The organism is Bacillus carboniphilus (genome assembly GCF_039522365.1).
Lineage (GTDB): Bacteria > Bacillota > Bacilli > Bacillales > JC228 > Bacillus_BF > Bacillus_BF carboniphilus.
Map to the genome: position 1 here is coordinate 20,111 of NZ_BAAADJ010000002.1, position 17,199 is coordinate 37,309.

At 39.1% G+C, this 17,199-nt stretch carries 15 protein-coding genes; 12 read left to right on the plus strand and 3 right to left on the minus strand.

Going from position 1 to position 17,199, the window contains the following annotated elements; all coding sequences use genetic code 11:
• Positions 1-405: 405 nt before the first annotated feature.
• From ABDZ91_RS00500 to ABDZ91_RS00515, 4 genes are all read left to right on the plus strand, one after another.
• Entirely contained in the window at positions 406-1,140 is a 735-nt protein-coding gene (locus ABDZ91_RS00500; protein WP_343795351.1) for an MBL fold metallo-hydrolase, read from the plus strand.
• A 16-nt stretch (positions 1,141-1,156) separates the two neighbouring features.
• A complete protein-coding gene (gene lplA / locus ABDZ91_RS00505; RefSeq protein ID WP_343795353.1) occupies positions 1,157-2,146 on the plus strand; it encodes a lipoate--protein ligase in 990 nt (329 codons plus the stop codon).
• Positions 2,147-2,326: 180 nt separating this feature from the next.
• Complete coding sequence (locus ABDZ91_RS00510; RefSeq protein WP_343795355.1) at positions 2,327-3,886, plus strand: fatty acid--CoA ligase family protein; 1,560 nt, start codon at positions 2,327-2,329, stop codon at positions 3,884-3,886.
• A 154-nt stretch (positions 3,887-4,040) separates the two neighbouring features.
• Positions 4,041-4,919 carry a nuclease-related domain-containing protein gene (locus tag ABDZ91_RS00515; protein ID WP_343795357.1) on the plus strand — a complete coding sequence of 293 codons (879 nt, stop codon included), beginning with the start codon at positions 4,041-4,043 and terminating at the stop codon, positions 4,917-4,919.
• Between the two features lie 277 nt (positions 4,920-5,196).
• Here ABDZ91_RS00515 and ABDZ91_RS00520 read toward each other — a convergent pair whose 3' ends face one another.
• Entirely contained in the window at positions 5,197-5,748 is a 552-nt protein-coding gene (locus ABDZ91_RS00520) for a helix-turn-helix domain-containing protein (RefSeq protein ID WP_343795358.1), read from the minus strand.
• Positions 5,749-5,892: 144 nt separating this feature from the next.
• Here ABDZ91_RS00520 and ABDZ91_RS00525 point away from each other — a divergent pair, with 144 nt between their 5' ends.
• The 3 genes from ABDZ91_RS00525 to ABDZ91_RS00535 all read left to right on the plus strand — a co-directional run bounded on the left by ABDZ91_RS00525 (position 5,893) and on the right by ABDZ91_RS00535 (position 8,259).
• Positions 5,893-6,600 carry an AzlC family ABC transporter permease gene (locus tag ABDZ91_RS00525; protein ID WP_343795461.1) on the plus strand — a complete coding sequence of 236 codons (708 nt, stop codon included), beginning with the start codon at positions 5,893-5,895 and terminating at the stop codon, positions 6,598-6,600.
• A complete protein-coding gene (locus ABDZ91_RS00530) occupies positions 6,593-6,895 on the plus strand; it encodes an AzlD domain-containing protein (RefSeq protein WP_343795359.1) in 303 nt (100 codons plus the stop codon). The genes ABDZ91_RS00525 and ABDZ91_RS00530 overlap by 8 nt, the downstream gene beginning before the upstream one ends.
• 95 nt (positions 6,896-6,990) lie before the next feature.
• A complete protein-coding gene (locus ABDZ91_RS00535) occupies positions 6,991-8,259 on the plus strand; it encodes a M48 family metallopeptidase (protein ID WP_343795360.1) in 1,269 nt (422 codons plus the stop codon).
• A gap of 42 nt (positions 8,260-8,301) precedes the next feature.
• Here the strand turns inward: ABDZ91_RS00535 and ABDZ91_RS00540 are convergent, their stop codons facing one another.
• Complete coding sequence (locus ABDZ91_RS00540; RefSeq protein WP_343795361.1) at positions 8,302-8,541, minus strand: hypothetical protein; 240 nt, start codon at positions 8,539-8,541, stop codon at positions 8,302-8,304.
• Positions 8,542-8,709: 168 nt separating this feature from the next.
• Between ABDZ91_RS00540 and ABDZ91_RS00545 the strand changes: the two genes are divergently transcribed.
• Positions 8,710-9,270, plus strand: a complete 561-nt coding sequence (locus tag ABDZ91_RS00545; protein ID WP_343795362.1) for a competence protein ComK — start codon at positions 8,710-8,712, stop codon at positions 9,268-9,270.
• Here the strand turns inward: ABDZ91_RS00545 and ABDZ91_RS00550 are convergent.
• Entirely contained in the window at positions 9,265-9,627 is a 363-nt protein-coding gene (locus ABDZ91_RS00550; RefSeq protein ID WP_343795364.1) for a YhjD family protein, read from the minus strand. The genes ABDZ91_RS00545 and ABDZ91_RS00550 overlap by 6 nt on opposite strands.
• 197 nt (positions 9,628-9,824) lie before the next feature.
• On the opposite strand from ABDZ91_RS00550, the gene ABDZ91_RS00555 reads away from it, so the two are divergent.
• The 4 genes from ABDZ91_RS00555 (at position 9,825) to ABDZ91_RS00570 (ending at position 17,039) form a co-directional block, all read left to right on the plus strand.
• Positions 9,825-11,819 carry a S9 family peptidase gene (locus ABDZ91_RS00555; protein ID WP_343795366.1) on the plus strand — a complete coding sequence of 665 codons (1,995 nt, stop codon included), beginning with the start codon at positions 9,825-9,827 and terminating at the stop codon, positions 11,817-11,819.
• 258 nt (positions 11,820-12,077) lie between these two features.
• Complete coding sequence (locus ABDZ91_RS00560) at positions 12,078-12,707, plus strand: TVP38/TMEM64 family protein (protein WP_343795368.1); 630 nt, start codon at positions 12,078-12,080, stop codon at positions 12,705-12,707.
• A 29-nt stretch (positions 12,708-12,736) separates the two neighbouring features.
• Positions 12,737-13,291, plus strand: a complete 555-nt coding sequence (gene lepB, locus ABDZ91_RS00565; RefSeq protein ID WP_343795370.1) for a signal peptidase I — start codon at positions 12,737-12,739, stop codon at positions 13,289-13,291.
• Positions 13,292-13,823: 532 nt separating this feature from the next.
• The gene (locus ABDZ91_RS00570; RefSeq protein ID WP_343795372.1) at positions 13,824-17,039 is read left to right on the plus strand and encodes a winged helix-turn-helix domain-containing protein; all 3,216 of its coding nucleotides are present in this window, start codon (positions 13,824-13,826) and stop codon (positions 17,037-17,039) included.
• The last annotated feature ends 160 nt before the right edge of the window (positions 17,040-17,199 follow it).

A 17,199-nucleotide genomic window follows, 5' to 3' on the forward strand; every position in this document is an offset into this window, starting at 1 on the left:
AAAAATGAACTGGTGTTTTAGCACAAATTTCATCTTTTTATTACATTTTTTGAAATTGGGCTAAGATAGTACAGAGTAAATTAGTGCTAAGGTTGATTTCATGAAGAGTGTTGTTTTTTTGCATATTATTTTATTTAACCGCAGTTGATTGGAGCGGAAGGTGCTTGACTCCTGCGGGAGGAAGGGACAAGGGAGACCCCGCAGGAGCGACAGCGACGAGGAGGCTCCCGGACCGCCCGCGGAAAGCAAGCACCTGCAGCGGAAATCAACGACCTCTATTTGTAGGCTCAACTATTGTCCAAATGCAATATAGCATAAGAAAACAGCCAAACCATAACAAGTGCAGAAGTACACAAAATTAGGTAAAATATTGTGCAGGGGAACTTTTATATTGGAGTGATGAGGATGAAATTAACGGTCGTTGGTTTCAGAGGTGGATATCCAGCAAAGGACGAAGCGACTTCAGGTTATCTACTTGAAGAAAATGGTTTTCAATTATTAGTAGACTGTGGAAGTGCTGTTATATCACAGCTGCAAAGATACATACAACCAGAAGAATTAGATGCATGCATCCTGTCCCACTACCATCCAGACCATGTAGCCGATATTGGGATTCTTCAGCATGCGAGACTCATTCAGTCTTTGCTTGGGAAAGAGATGCCCAACCTACCAATCTATGGGCATCAAGAAGATGCACAAGGGTTTGGTCAACTAACCTATAAGAATTTAACAAAAGGGGTGGCTTACACACCTAGCTCGGTATTACAGGTCGGCCCATTTAAGGTTACATTTTTACGGACAAACCACCCAGTTCCATGCTTTGCGATGAGGTTTGAAGTGGGGGAGAAGGTCATCGTCTATACAGCCGATACTTCCTTTAAGGAAGAATTAATTGAGTTCAGTAAGGATGCAAACATTCTTATATGTGAATGTAACCTATACAAAGGCCAAGATGGACAAGCAGCAGGTCATATGACGAGTGAAGATGCTGGGAAGTTAGCTGAAGAAGCAGGGGTCCATTCGTTGATATTGACTCACTTACCTCATTTCGGAAATGTTACACAACTTGTCCAAGAAGCAAAGGAAACGTACAAGGGAATCGTTACGTTGGCACACAGTGGCTTTGAAGTAACGATCTAATTTAGGAGGAAATCACATGTTATTCATAGATAACCAAGGAATCACAGATCCACAGATAAACTTAGCTATTGAGGAGTACGCACTAAAGCATTTAGATATCAACGAAACCTATTTACTGTTTTATATCAATAGACCCTCCATTATTATTGGTCGTAACCAAAACACGATTGAAGAAATCAATACAGAGTATGTGGAGAAGAATGGAATTACCGTTGTTCGTCGACTTTCTGGTGGTGGAGCAGTATACCATGATCTTGGAAACCTAAACTTTAGCTTTATTACAAAAGATGACGGCGAAAGCTTTCACAACTTCCAGAAGTTCACTCAACCCGTTATAGAAGCCCTACAATCCATGGGAGTAAACGCAGAGCTGAGCGGGAGAAACGACATCTTGGTGGATGGTCGAAAAATCTCAGGAAATGCGCAATTCTCAACAAAAGGTCGCATGTTCTCTCATGGGACATTGATGCTAAACTCTGAAATTGAAAATGTTGTATCTGCGTTGAAGGTTAGGAAGGATAAAATTGAGTCAAAGGGAATCAAGTCCATCCGCAGTCGTGTGGCAAACATTTCTGAGTTTTTAAAAGAGCCGATGACTATTGAAGACTTTCGTTCAAAATTATTAGCCTATATTTTCGACGGGCAAGAGGAAATCCCTGAATATAAGCTGACGGAAAAAGATTGGGAAAAAATCAATGAAATTTCTAAAGAGCGCTATCAAAACTGGGATTGGAACTACGGGAAGTCTCCATCCTTCAACATCCAACACTCACACCGCTTCCCAGTAGGGGGCATTGAGTTTAGACTTGAGGTCAACAAAGGTGTGATTGAGAATTGTAAAATCTATGGGGATTTCTTTGGAGTTGGAGAAGTGGAAGATATCGAGAATAAGCTGAAAGGTGTTCGCTATGAAAGAGCGGCAATTGAAGCAGCTTTAGACGATGTAGATGTGAAGCATTACTTTGGTAATGTAGAAAAAGATGAATTGATTAACTTGATTTATTAAGATTGGCGAGCCGCGTCCGGGGAGGGCGTGGTTTTTCTTTTTGTAATTTTACGAAAAGCCGGCAACTTTTAACTGAAGAAGTAATAGTAAAAATATGCTCATATTGTTTTTTAACAATTCTTACAATATAATAGAATTGTATATTGAATGAATACTCATTCATTTTAAAGGAGGGGAACTATGAATCTGACACAAAAGCTTCATGAAACAGCGACTAGGATGCCTACGAAAACGGCCTACTATTTTGCTGGGGAATCAAAAACGTATGCAGAGCTAGACGGGGCTGTTACGAAATTTGCTAGTGGTCTCCAAAAGCTTGGGGTACAAAAGGGTGACCATGTTGGTCTACTACTCGGCAATTCTCCTTATTTTTTAATTGGATTATTTGGGGCAATGAGAGCAGGTGCCACGGTTATACCTATGAACCCACTGTATACGCCAACTGAGATTGGTTATATGCTGGATAATGGGGATGTCAAGGTAGTTATTTCGCTGGATGTTTTATTACCACTACTAGAAAAGGTTCATCCATCTCTACCAAAAGTTGAATCTTACATTCTATGTGAAACGCCGAAACAGCCTGGGGCTCCTGAGATTGCAAAAGAAGACCTAACCATTTCCCCTAAACTGCAAACGTTTACAAGTGTATTAGGTAGTGGTGACTTTTCTCTTGAAGTTCCTGAGGTAAAGGACGATGATACGGCAGTCATTTTGTACACATCTGGAACAACAGGTAAACCAAAGGGTGCTATGCTGACCCACAAGAACCTTTTTAGTAATGCTAGCGATGTTAGTGATTACTTAAAGTTTAATGAAAATGATAGAGTGATCACCGCTTTACCGATGTTTCATGTTTTCTGTTTAACCGTTGCCTTGAACGCTCCTTTAATAAACGGAGCCACTTTAATTATTGTGCCAAAGTTTAGCCCTAAAGACATTTTCGATATCGGTAAAAATTTGCAGCCAACTGTATTTGCCGGTGTTCCCACGATGTACAATTTCCTTTACCAGTATCCTGAAGGGTCCGCGGAGGACTTGAAAACATTAAGGCTGTGCATCTCTGGTGGGGCTTCCATGCCTGTTGCACTCCTAAAGAACTTTGAAAACAAGTTTAATGTATTAGTGTCGGAAGGGTACGGACTTTCTGAAGCATCTCCCGTGACAACGTTTAACCCATTAGATCGCCCGAGAAAACCAGGCTCTATTGGTACTTCCATCATCAATGTTGAGAACAAAGTCGTGGATGTTATGGGAGAAGAGGTTCCAGTTGGACAGGTGGGCGAGCTAGTTGTTAGAGGTCCTAATGTCATGAAGGGGTATTATAAATTGCCTGAGGATACTGCAGCTACCATTATGGATGACTGGCTCTATACGGGGGATTTAGCCCGAATGGATGAAGAGGGATACTTCTATATCGTTGATCGTAAAAAGGATATGATTGTTGTGGGTGGCTACAATGTGTACCCACGAGAAGTAGAAGAAGTTTTATATAACCATCCGGACATCACGGAAGCAGCGGTTGTTGGCGTTCCTGATCCGACTCATGGGGAAGCAGTTAAAAGTTTTATTGTCTCCAAGAATCCTGAACTAACAGAGGAAGCGGTCAGAGAATATTGTGCGGGCCACTTAGCCAAGTACAAGCTACCGACTGAAGTTGAATTCTTAGAAGAACTTCCTAAAAATGCAACGGGGAAGATCCTAAGAAGAGCTTTAAAAGATTTCGCGGCGCAGCCTAAATAAAGTTTTGACAAAAAGCTGGGGGAGACCTTGGCTTTTTTTTCTAGTATTTTATATCTAGTTACCATAAAATGGACATGAGAAAGGAGCTGATTCTATCAAAGTATTAAAGCCACTTAAGGAATCTGATGAGTTAAAAATTCACAAAATACTGAAGGTGCGTTCCACTCTGACTAACAAAGAGAGACAGTATTGTAAGACGCTAGAAAAGGGATTTGAAGGAGAGAAAAAGCTTAGTGAATTGCTAATTTCTTCTAATATTGAAGGGATTCTACTCCATGACTTAAATCTGGAACACAATAACACACACGTGCAGGTCGACACTTTGCTCATTACAAATGAAAGGCTGTATCTACTAGATGCGAAAAACAATGAAGGCGACTACTACATAAAAAATAGAAAATGGTACAGTCCCGATGGTGAAGCCATTAGAAACCCACTAGTCCAATTAGAACGAACGGAACCATTAGTGAGAGCAATTTTACAAAATCTTGGTTCAACCAACCCTCTTCAAGAAAATTTAGTCTTTGTAAACCCCGATTTTCACTTATATAATGCTCCAAGTGATCTTCCTATCATTTACCCAACTCAAGTAAATAGATTCATTCATCAAATTGAAAAACAAGCCACTACACAAATACATTCAAAATGGATAAAACTTGCTCACGTACTAATAAATCGATGCTTACCTAAGTCCCCCTATGCAAGATCGCCGAAGTATGATTTTGAAAGTTTGCGGAAGGGGATTGTGTGTGAGGGGTGTAGGGGGTTTATGAGTGGGTATGAAAACAAAACCGTTGTTTGCGGGAGGTGTGGCTATATTAAAGGGGTAAATACTGCAGTATTACGCTCAGTAGAAGAATTCCGGATTTTGTTTCCAGATTGGAAAATAACTACGGGAATAATTTACAGATGGTGTAATTGCTTGATTACACGAAAGGTGATTTTTAGGATACTATCAAGCAATTTTAAATCTGTTGGTACGGGGAAACGGACATACTATGAGAGTGGGGAATCGAAAAAGAGTAAGAGTTAGTTGAAACTGGAATAGGGATAGTTTTCGGTCCAATTTTACTAAAAAAAGTAAGAGACGGAACAGAAGCAGAAGTTTTCGTTCCGAATCTACCAGAAAAAGTAAAAAATGGAACAAAAGCAGAAGTTTGTGTTCCGGATTTACCAGAAAAAGTAAAAAATGGAACAGAAGCAGAAGTTTTACGTTCCAAACCTACGAATAAGGGCAAAAAATAAAAAAACCAATTGAAAACGAAAAGCCGGTTACTTGCTCAAACACAATTAACCGGCCCTTCATTCAATCAAGGATAATAAATAATCATATGACACTCTACAACCTCATCCCCTTTGTTATGGTAACAGTGCGGCTGGTTAGGTTGAAAGCGGATGGATTCGCCCGTCTTAATATCGTGTTCTTTCCCTGCCATGCTCACTGTCAGAGTGCCGCGAGAAACTGTAATGAGTTCCTCAACGCCTTCATGATGTTCCTCAGATTCATGTAGACACCCCGGTAATAAATCGATCCAAAACACTTCAAATTTTTTTATGGGATCAAAAGGGAAGATGGAATAGACTTTATATTTCCCATCGTTTTCAATGACTGGGGGAACTGAATGCTTATTTACAATTGAAATATTGGATTCATCTTCTTGCAAAAGGGAGGAGAAGGATACTTGGAAACCGGTTGCAATTTTCCAAAGCGTGGTTACAGTCGGGCTGGAATCGCCTCTTTCAATTTGTCCAAGCATGGCTTTTGAAACTCCTGTCCTTACTGCTGCTTGATCGAGGCTGAGCCTTCGCATTTTGCGCAAAGCCCGAACCTTTTCTCCAATTTTCTTTTGGATTTCTTCCATGTTTTTTCTCCTTTGGATTGTATGTTTTAACATACGTTTGTATAATATAATACAATATTTAAAGAAAAGTAGTCATAGATTTACAGTATCATATTTTGTGATTGGATTGGAGGTATGGGTGTGGAGGAGAGTGTTTTTACAGAAATGAAGACAACCACTTCATCCCAGTTTAGAAGTGGATTAAAGGCTGGAACGAGTATTGCTATCGGGTACTTTCCAATTGCGATTGCCTTTGGATTGATTGCAAAGACAACGGACTTAACCTTGTTTCAAACTATGTTAATGAGCTTTATTGTCTTTGCAGGGGCTGCACAATATATGTCTCTTAGCTTGATTGCTGAGGGGATTGGGATGGCCGAAATTGTATTGACGACGTTTATTGTGAATATTAGACACTTACTTATGTCTGCTTCTTTGAATGAGAAAGTAGAAGAAGATAAGCCTGTGAAAAAAGCAATTTACGCTTTTGGAATTACGGACGAAACCTTCTCAGTAGCATCCCTTCAAAAAGGAACGGTAACGACCGGATTTATGTTCGGATTAACTTTGATTTCATTTACTAGCTGGGTATTGAGCTCTGGATTAGGGTTTGTTGGAGGAGCGCTCCTCCCTGGATTTTTACAAGAAAGTATGTCGATTGCTTTATATGCCATGTTTGTTGGCTTACTTGTTCCATCTTTAAAAGGAAACCGTAAAGTGCTCTACTTGGCATGTGTAGCCGCACTATTCAACACAGTGCTGACTCTTTCAGAAGTTGTCTCATCAGGCTGGGCTATTGTTATTTCAACATTGGTTTCTGCGGTCCTTATAGAATGGGTTGTTTACTTGAGAGGGGGCGCTCAGAATGACTAGTCCAATCATTTGGATGATTATTGGGATGGGGATTGTTACGTACATACCAAGAATGCTTCCGTTTGTTCTCATTGGTGGGAAAGAATTACCGCCGTTCATTCAGGGTGTTTTGAAGAATGTACCGTACGCAACCCTAGGTGCCCTCATCTTTCCAGCCGTTTTATTTATTCAAGATGATATATGGTACGGATTAGTGGGTGCAGTGATTGCCTTTATCCTAGCTTTTACAGGAGTTAATGTCATTGTTGTTGTCATCGGGACAGTGGCGATATTATCATTGTTTTCCTTATTTTAAATAATACCTCTCCCTTCCTTATGTTCTAAAATTCAATTTTTAGCTTACAATGGTAAGAGTAAGGGACATGTCCTAACAAAAGGGGGAGGATGACAATGTCTAGAAAGTGGGCCATTCGAGGGATCCTTTTATATATCCTATTTGGTTTAGTAATGTACGCCTATCTTTTTGTCTGGGCGGATTCAACTATTCCAGAAAATTTGAGTGGAAGTGTAGCGGATCCGTCGACCTTTATGACAGAACGAGAGTTAGTACTATCAGAGGAATACTCAAATATCCGTTATTTTTTATCATTCCTCTCAACACCGTATGAGTGGTTGTTTTATTTGATTATCTTAGTTACGGGTGCATCAAAATTGTTTGAAAACTGGGCACAGAAAATATCCAGGTTTCATGCTATTCAATCAGTCATTTATGTGTTTTATCTATCTGTTGTTTCTTTTATTGCCATCTTTCCATTTCAATACATAAGCCACCGATTCTCGATTAAATACGGGATTTCGAATGAAACATTTCAATCTTGGATGAAGGATGAGATGATTGACTTCTGGATTGGCTATATTTCGATGATTATTATTGTCGCAGCCATATACTGGGTGATGAAGAAAAGCCCGAAACGCTGGTGGTTTTATGCCTGGTTACTGTTTGTCCCATACGCAACCTTCTTTGTGTTTATTCAACCGATTGTAATCGACCCATTATACAATGATTTTACGTCGTTGCAGGATAAGGAATTAGAAAAAGACATACTAGCCATGGCAGAAGAAGCCAATATTCCTGCTGAGCATGTCTATCAGGTGAATATGTCAGATAAAACGAATGCCATGAATGCGTATGTGAATGGGATTGGTTCAAGTTCACGTATTGTATTATGGGATACAACCTTAGAAAAGCTATCAAAAGATGAGATTTTAGTGATTATGGCTCATGAGATGGCGCACTATGTGAAGAAGCACCTTTATATTGGAGTTGCAGGCTATTTGGTAGCTGCCCTGTTTGGTTTGTGGTTACTTTCTAAACTACTAACCAGAATAAGCCACAAATACAAGGACACGTTGAAAATTACGAACTGGAATCAACTGAGTTCACTGCCATTACTTTTAGCTTTGCTATCCTTGATGCTGTTTTTCTCTAGTCCAGTTTCAAATGTAATTGCACGATATCAGGAAAAAAGTGCAGATTTATATGCACTTGAATTAACACAGGATAAAGAAGCTGCTGTGTCTACGTTTCAAAAGCTAACCCAGGCGGGCTTAAGTCAAGTAAATCCACCTACATTAGTGAAGTGGTTCTTCTATACGCACCCAACCATGTTAGAACGCTTAATGATGGTAGATGAATTTGAAACTTCAGACCAGCCATAAATAAAAAGGGGCCATCTTCACAATAGGAAGGTGGCCCTGATTTTAAGAACACAGTACTTTCTGTATCTCCGTATATTCTTTTGCTTTTGACTGAAAGGTGCTGACATCCCCTCGCACTAAGGCTTCATCGATCTCGTACATCAGCCTGTCCGAATGGAACTGAAGGAAAGATTCAAAGAAGAGTGATTCAATGTACAGGTCTAACACATAGTGCTCTTTTTGCCTTTGACGTGACATTGCGCTGGCTTTCATCAATTCAGAATACGATTTTTTTTGAGCCATGTTTACCACTCCAACTCTTTTTTTCAGTATATGGCCCAACATGATAATTAACAACTCATATTTTTAAAAATTTAAAATTATTTTTATTGGTTGAATTTTGTAAAAATTTGTACTAAAAATGTAAATTTATGTTAAAATAGGCTTAAATTTTAAAAGGAGTTGTAGCCTATGAAGAAAAGAAATGTAAGAAATGATTATGAGATAAGTCCGAACACCATGGCCATTCTTCCTCATAAATATGGTTCGAGGGTTTTCTCGTCTGTTCTGGAGGTAAACGATTCTTTAATAGTACCGAAAAAACCTTTTGAAACGATTGAACATAGCTGTGGTTATTATGGATCTAGCTTCGGTGGTAGAAAGGAAGGGACACGACAGTTAATGTCAGTAACACACAAAGCCCCCGTAGCCATTGACCCCTATCACTTCATTTATTTTTTTCCCACTCATTCACCCACCCGAGAACAATGTGCCTGGATTTCTTTATTGCACGTCCTAGATTTTTCCCCTGCAAATCAAGACGAGACAAAAGTGACCTTTATCAATAAACAGTCGATTACGCTTCCCATCTCTATTGATACATTTAAAAATCAACTGTTTCGTACATCTTTTCTAATGGTACGATTTATGCAAAGAATGGACCATCGAAGTAAAAAGTGGTTCTTTGTCCGGCCAAATACACAAAAAGAGGGTGTAAATGAGCATACACATCAATTAACCTTCCGATTATGAGGTAGCATTTTTTAGAAAATAAGAAGTTATGAGTTCTTGAACTTTGTTTCGGATTCTAGGATTAAAATAATTATGATACTCTTCATAACCTTTGTATAAAAAAAGAAAGGTTGTAAAAGATTCATCACGATTTGTTTCTTGAACACTCATATTTTCTTGTCTCAAATACTTCTTTACTTCCCTTAAATCAAGCTGTACCCTTTTCATTACTTCCTCGACAAACTCTTCATAGGGTCTTTTTAGTTTGATAGAACTTTTCTGTATGGCGATTAAATCCCGATCTAAGACCGTTAATACCATAGGTAAGTAAATGGCTAACTCTAACTGATCGCGATCATTCTCTGAGATTTTAGTCATCTGATCACCTCTAAAATAAACAGAACGTTTGTTCGTATAATTATATTACTCCCGAATCCATACTTTTGCAACCCTTTTGATTTTCATTCTTTCCAAAAAAAACGACAAACTTTTTTAAATGTTTGAAGGAATTTTATTTTGATTGTCGAAATAAATAGAGTGAGAATTACCATGATGTATGGAAAGGATGAGTATAATTGTCAAATAAACGTGGCATTCGCCCAGAAGATTTATATGAATTAAAATCAGTTACCGATCCAAGACTTTCTCCAGATGGGAAGCATCTAGTATTTGTTGAGACTGAGATGTCGAAAGAAAAAAATGATTATCAATCTAACCTATACTATTTGAACATGGAAGATAAAAAATCAGTTCAATGGACATTCGGTGATAAAAGAAACAATTCACCTCGTTGGTCACCAAATGGTGAAGAGCTTGTGTTCGTTTCAAATAGAAGCGGTAAAAACCAATTGTACAAGCTTCATTTAAATGGAGGAGAAGCACAACCTCTAACAGAACTAGAAAACGGTGCGAGCCGTCCAGTTTGGTCTAAAGATGGTAAAAAGATTGCTTTCTCTGTTGCTTTAAAACCTGATGAAAAATTAGGTGAAAAGAAGGAAGAGGAAGATAAAAAGAAAGATGATAAAGAACTAAAGCCACTAGAAGTGGTAGAAATGAAATATAAATCAGATGCAGCTGGTTTCCTAGATGGAAAACAAGGTCAGATTGCTTTACTAGATGTTTCAACTGGTGAAGTGACACAGTTAACAGAAGGGGATCATTCTCATAATGCTGAAGATTTTTCTCCGGATGGTAAGAGTTTGTTAATTTCCAGTAACCAAGATGAAGAAAAGGATTTTTCCTTTAAACTAGATTTATATATTCATAACCTTGAGTCAGGTGAAAAGAAGCTTATTACTGAAGGTAAAGAGGGCATGTTCTATGGTGGTACATACTCACCTGATGGAAAATACATCGCCTTTTTAGGAAACGAGCGTGAGTTTGAAAACGCAACGTTAACAAAGGTATATCTATACGATGTTGAACAAGGAACAACAGAATGTGTAACAGCAGATTGGGATGTTGCTGTCGGTGATTTTGTAGTGGGCGATTTCCAACAAGGGTCAGTAAGCCCAGGGCTAATTTGGACAATGGATTCAAAAGGCGTATTCCTACAAATTTCAAAAGACGGGTCTACACAAATTGTTCATTATGCACTAAACGGTGAACGCACAGATGTAACATCTGGTCTAGAGCATGTTTATGGTTTCTCAGTAAACGGAGAAGGAACAGTCGGTGTTGTTGCTGTAAGTACACCAACTCAACCAGGTGACCTATTCAAACTGGATGTTCAAACGGGAGAAAGAGAGCAGTTGACATCTGTTAATGATGCATTTTTAGCAGACGTTGAACTTTCACATGCAGAACCGTTTTTCTTCAAAGGCGCAGACGATTGGGATGTACACGGATGGATTATGAAGCCAGTGGGATATGAAGAAGGCAAGAAATATCCAATGGTATTAGAAATTCATGGTGGACCACACGCCATGTATGCCAACACATTTGTACATGAATTCCAAATGCTTGCAGCAAAAGGGTATGCTGTCCTCTTTACAAACCCTAGAGGTGGACATGGTTACGGTCAGGAATTTGTTAATGCTGTCCGTGGTGACTATGGAAACGGAGATTACCAAGACTTAATGGCGGCAGTTGACTATGCTTTAGATACGTACGATTATATCGATAAAGACCGTCTTGGGGTAACAGGTGGAAGCTACGGCGGATTCATGACAAACTGGATTGTTGGTCATACAAACCGCTTTAAGGCAGGAGTTACACAGCGCTCAATCTCTAACTGGGTTAGTTTCTACGGTGTCAGTGATATCGGATACTACTTCTCAGAGTGGCAAATGAAAGCAGATCTAAATGATATCGAAACACTTTGGAAGCACTCACCACTTGCTTATGTTCAGAATGTAGAAACGCCTTTATTGATTATACATTCCGAAAAAGACTATCGTTGTCCAATTGAGCAAGCAGAACAGCTATTTATTGCGCTCAAACGTCAAAAGAAAACTTCTAAATTCATTCGATTCCCAGAATCAAATCATGAATTATCAAGAAGTGGAAAACCAAACTTGCGTATGAAGCGTCTAGAAGCTATTCGTGATTGGTTTATTGAATACGTTTAATATAAAAGGGCCCTTGTCTATTGCAGGGCCCTTTTTACTTTAAAATAGTAATGGTGTTTTTCTTGTACGAGTTTGCATAGGGTAAAAATAGGGCATAGTGGGAATAGGAGAAACTGTATAGCCCTAGGAGTTTTTGATGAGAAATGAGTCCATAAAATGTTAAATTTTTGAACCCAATTCAGCTTAAAATTTGTGCTATACTACTACTATTAGTCTCAGACTACCATTTATTACCTATAGTGATTCGAGGAGAACAACATGGAATTTCAGGACATTCAAAATTGGTTTACAGAAGAAAATATTAGACAAGTTATCCAAGAGTATCGAACATTAGGTCCTGTAATGGGAATTTTGCTCCCATTTATTGAAGCATTTTTACCTTTCTTACCCTTGGTCTTGTTTGTAGTAGTAAACGCTAACGCCTTCGGACTATTTTGGGGCTTTTTATTTTCTTGGATCGGTTCCTGTGTAGGAGCTTTCGTTGTTTTTTTAGCTTTTCGTGCTATCGGGAAGAAGAAATTTTTCCGGATTATCAGTCAAAATAAAAAAGTGACCAAGTTAACAGCTTGGGTAGAAAGACATGGGTTTGGTCCACTCTTTATATTACTCTGCTTTCCATTTACGCCATCAGCGCTTGTCAACATTGTCGCTGGACTATCACATATAAAGCTCTATCAATATGCACTTGCAGTCATGGCCGGTAAGTTTGTTATGATTATTATGATGACTTTTGTGGGATACGATATTACAGCCTTTTTGGATCAACCGGTTCGAACAGTCATTGTATTGGTTGTAATTTTCATACTTTGGTATGTTGGCAAACGAGTTGAAGTAAGCTTAAATAAGAGAGTAGAAAAAGAACAAAGGGAAATGACTTCGAACAAATAGAAAGAAGTACATAGAAGGAGACGTATCGGATGGAAACAATAAAAAAAGAAAGCATTGAATGGTTGAAAGCATTAGGAATCGGTATGATCATCTTTGTTTTTATACGTACCTTCTTTTTTTCGAACTATGTTGTTGAAGGTGAGTCGATGATGCCCACCTTGGAGGATGGTAATAAGCTTGTTGTCAATAAAATTGGCTATACGATTGGAGATATTGACCGATTTGACGTGATTGTCTTCCATGCCAATAAAAGTGAGGATTACGTTAAGCGAGTTATTGGTCTTCCAGGGGATCGGGTCTCTTATGAAGACGATAAGCTATACATCAACGGAGAAGCAATGGACGAACCATACTTAGAAAGATATCGTCAAATGGTTTCACCGGGACAACCCTTAACGGGAGACTTTAGTCTGTTTGAATTAACCGGCGAAAAAACGGTACCAGAAGGACATTTATTCGTTCTAGGTGATAATCGACTGCAAAGCTGGGATAGCCGGCATTTTGGTTTTGTTAAGATGGAAACTGTAGTAGGTGAAGTGAATTTAAGATACTGGCCGTTATCAGAATTAGATACGAAATTTTAGGGAGAGCAATCAGCAGAGGCTGGTTGTTTTTTTTTATTTGAGAGGATTAGAGCTATTTATGTTCAAGTTTTGTCGGGGGTAGGGAGTAAAACAGGATATAAGATGAGTTTATGTTCTAGTTTTGTCGGGGGTAGGGAGTAAAACAGGATATAAGATGAGTTTATGTTCAAGTTTTGTCGGGGGTAGGGAGTAAAACAGGATATAAGATGAGTTTATGTTCTAGTTTTGGCAAGGGCAGGGAGTAAAACAGGACAAAAAATGAGTTTATGTTCAAGTTTTGGCGAGGGCAGGGAAAAACCAGGACAAAAATTGAATTTATGTTCTAGTTTTGAAATGGGTCTTGCAAAACCAGGGCATAAAAGGGACTTATTCGCTAGTTTTAACAAGAGCAATGCAAAACCCATCATAAAATTGAATTCAACCAACAGGACCAAACACCCTCTAGGAATTCTTACCCACAAAAGCAGGATTTTACCAAAGAAACAAGAATAGATAACTGATGAGGAGTTTAAGTGGGACGAGGGGGAAGAACATGAAACAAGCGATTGTACAGACCAAATTGATGCCACCTCAGGTGAGGGCGAGCTACATACGTCGTGCAGGTCTTTTTAAGAAAATGAAAGCGGTTCCTAATTATTCGATTACCCTTGTCACTTCAGGAGCGGGTTACGGGAAAAGTACTGCTCTATCCCTCTATGTTCGAGATGAAAAAGTTGCCTGTTCATGGTATACCATTACATCTCATGATGATGATATTTTACCTTTTATCGACCATTTAATTCAGTCTATTCAACGAGTCTTCCCATCATTTGGTGAAGAGCTTATAGAATACAGGCAAGGAATGGATCGTTTTATACGTGAGGAAGAACTTTATACGTTATGTTCTATTTTTGTAAATGAAATCCACCATTTAGAAACAGAGCTTATTTTAGTATTAGATGACTTCCATCATACGGAAGGCTCGTACTTGATTCAAAAGTGGATTGAGCTCGTGATTGAACATATGCCTGAAACGCTGCATTTAGTTCTTTCGTCGAGGAGTCGTCCAAGCTGGCCTGTTTTAGCTAAGTTTAAGGTGAATGGTCAGCTCCTAGACATTGTGGAAACTGATTTAAAATTAACGATAGATGAAGTGGAATTACTATTAGTTGATTTCCATGAACTCACCCTTTCAGAAGAGGAAATTCATCAAATTTATGTGCTGACAGAAGGCTGGGCGATAGCCGTTAGTATGATAGCGGAAAAATTAAAATTTGATGAGTTAGAATCCAAGCATATTTCCTTCTCCCAGACATCACTTTACGATTTATTTCAATATTTAGCCTTAGAGGTATTCACGAAACAGCCACCGATGATTCAGCAATTCTTAGAGCAGACTTCTGTTTTCGATGAAATATCAGTGGAGTTATGCGAAGAAGTGTTGGGCCTGACGGGTGCAAAAAGCATGTTGAATCAACTCGCACAAAAGAGTTTGTTTCTTCATCATGATGGAGACGGTACATATCGTTATCATGCGTTGTTCCGTGAATTTTTACAGGGGCAGCTCCAAACGAATCAGCCTAACCAATACCACAGCTTATATGAACGAACAGCACGTTACTATGAAAGAGCTCATCAATATGAGAAAGCATTGCGGATTTATGAAAAAGTCGGGAACCATTATGCAGTAGCTGCGATTCTACAAGACTATGGTTCTCAAATGTTAGAAGACGGAAAGCTAGAAAGCTTATATGACATATTAAAGAAGCTTGAGGACCGTGAAAAAAATAAACAATATCGACTTTGGTTCTATGAAGGAGAAATTTTACGGTACCGCTCTCGTTATGCTGAAGCAGAACAATGCTATATCCAAGCAAAAAAAATGGCTCTTCAAGCAGATGACTTGGAACAAGCTTGTTTAGCATTAGAAGGCTGGGCCCAAATTTATTTGGATACGATTCAACCAAGTATGGCAGAAAGGATTTTGAGCGAAGCCATTCAGTTACGAGAGCAAACGAGTGGGGCAACCGCTTCCTCGCAAAATCTTTATTGGTTGATGGCAGAGAACTTTATCAACGCAGGAGATGCTGAGAAGGCAGAGCTTTGGTATATCAAAGGAAAAGAAGAAGTCATAGATGATGATAGCCAGGACCTTCTTTATGCCCGAATTTTATTAAGAACAGGTCGAATTGAAGAGGCTAAGAAGGCATTAGTGAAGCAGCATACCGAACCTGTATCTAAGTTGCCACAATCTCACAGAGAAGCGGACCTCCTTTTATCATTGATAGAAGGAATGCTTGGTAACAATGTGAGAGCAAAAGAGCTTGCACAAGCGGGAATCCAGACAGGTCTACAGACTAAGTCCCCATTTGTGGAGGCTTGTGGCTGGATTCGGATGGGACATGCTGTTCAGTTAATGGAAGAGTACGATGTCCATTTAGCGACCCAATGTTACCAAACAGCACTAGACATGATGGAGCAAATCAATATCTCGAGAGGGAAAGCAGAGCCTTATATGGGACTTTGCCTCCTTTTTGGTGGATTGGGAGAATATGAGAAGGCCAGAGAAATGGGAGTTAAAGCCCTCTATGAAACTGAGCATGTAAAAGATGTATGGTTAAGCTCCCTGATTCAGCTGAGTATGGGGATTATCTCCTATTATGAAAGAGACTTTGAACGGGCGATGGACCAATTTGAACAGGCTTTAACATCTTTCAATCAATGTCAAGACCAGTTTGGACAAATGGTTTCACACCTTTGGAAGGCGTTGGTGTCAATTGAGACAGGAGTGGAAAATGCCCTTCTTACTGACCTCAAAAGTACTTTAACGATATGTGAATACAAACAATATGAATTTATTTTTTTAAACCGAACGATCTTCGGACCAAAGGATCCACAAGTGTTGATCCCACTATTGCTAGAAGCGAAGAGGTTCATGATTCACCCTGATTATGTCGCAAAAATATTGGGTGAATTAGGCTATAAGGATATAGAGTCACACCCTGGGTATACCTTGAAAATAAAAACACTAGGAGCTTTTAAGGTTTTCCTAGGAGATGAAGAAATTGATGAAAAAGCGTGGCAAAGAGGAAAGGCTAAAGAATTATTTGAGCTTTTTGTAACCAATCGGACTAAGCTACTTGAAAAGGACGAAATCATTTCTTACCTATGGCCTGATTCTAAGATGGACAGCGCCAATCGGGACTTTAAAGTGGTGCTTAATGCATTAAACAATGCTCTTGAGCCCAATAGAAAAAAGAGGAGTAATCCCTTTTATATTGTAAGACAAGGAACGGCTTATGGGCTTAATGAGGATACGGGTATTTGGATAGATGCGGATCAATTTCAGGAATGGGTCCAGGCTGGACTTGAAGAAAAATCTCCAGACCAAGCAAAGCCATTGCTGGAAAAGGGATTGCACTTTTACAAAGGGGAGTATATTCCGGATAGACGGTTTGATGATTGGTGCATTCAAGAACGGGAAAGACTTCTGATTTTATTTTTAAGAGGTGCAGAGAAACTTGCTCAATTTCATGTAAGAGAAGAAAACTTCGATCAAGCCATTGACTGGTGTGAGAGTATTCTTGAGAAAGATCGAACCTGGGAAGAAGCCTATCGTCTGTTAATGTACGGCTACTATCGAAAGAATAATAGACCTCAGGCGCTGAAATGGTATCAGCGCTGTGTGGAAGTGTTAAAGCATGAATATGGTGTAGAACCATTGGACGCGACGAAGCAAATGTATGACATTATACGGCAAACTAACTAACATGAGAGTCTTTAAGCTGATTAAAGGCTCTTTTTTGGTTTATGCAGTTTAAAATCCATCTGGATGGTGAGAAATACGCTCGGATAGCGGAAAATACGCTCGGATAGAAGAAAATACAACAAATGATACCCACACCTCAATTCCTCATTCCGATGAATAT

Bases quoted from the DNA above. Each gene is read 5' to 3' on its own strand.
- ABDZ91_RS00510 (WP_343795355.1), top strand. From the start codon at position 2,327: ATGAATCTGACACAAAAGCTTCATGAAACAGCGACTAGGATGCCTACG.
- ABDZ91_RS00540 (WP_343795361.1), bottom strand. From the start codon at position 8,541: ATGGCTCAAAAAAAATCGTATTCTGAATTGATGAAAGCCAGCGCAATG.
- ABDZ91_RS00545 (WP_343795362.1), top strand. From the start codon at position 8,710: ATGAAGAAAAGAAATGTAAGAAATGATTATGAGATAAGTCCGAACACC.
- ABDZ91_RS00535 (WP_343795360.1), top strand. From the start codon at position 6,991: ATGTCTAGAAAGTGGGCCATTCGAGGGATCCTTTTATATATCCTATTT.
- ABDZ91_RS00550 (WP_343795364.1), bottom strand. From the start codon at position 9,627: ATGACTAAAATCTCAGAGAATGATCGCGATCAGTTAGAGTTAGCCATT.
- lepB (WP_343795370.1), top strand. From the start codon at position 12,737: ATGGAAACAATAAAAAAAGAAAGCATTGAATGGTTGAAAGCATTAGGA.
- ABDZ91_RS00500 (WP_343795351.1), top strand. From the start codon at position 406: ATGAAATTAACGGTCGTTGGTTTCAGAGGTGGATATCCAGCAAAGGAC.
- ABDZ91_RS00560 (WP_343795368.1), top strand. From the start codon at position 12,078: ATGGAATTTCAGGACATTCAAAATTGGTTTACAGAAGAAAATATTAGA.
- ABDZ91_RS00525 (WP_343795461.1), top strand. From the start codon at position 5,893: ATGAAGACAACCACTTCATCCCAGTTTAGAAGTGGATTAAAGGCTGGA.
- ABDZ91_RS00530 (WP_343795359.1), top strand. From the start codon at position 6,593: ATGACTAGTCCAATCATTTGGATGATTATTGGGATGGGGATTGTTACG.
- ABDZ91_RS00570 (WP_343795372.1), top strand. From the start codon at position 13,824: ATGAAACAAGCGATTGTACAGACCAAATTGATGCCACCTCAGGTGAGG.
- ABDZ91_RS00520 (WP_343795358.1), bottom strand. From the start codon at position 5,748: ATGGAAGAAATCCAAAAGAAAATTGGAGAAAAGGTTCGGGCTTTGCGC.
- lplA (WP_343795353.1), top strand. From the start codon at position 1,157: ATGTTATTCATAGATAACCAAGGAATCACAGATCCACAGATAAACTTA.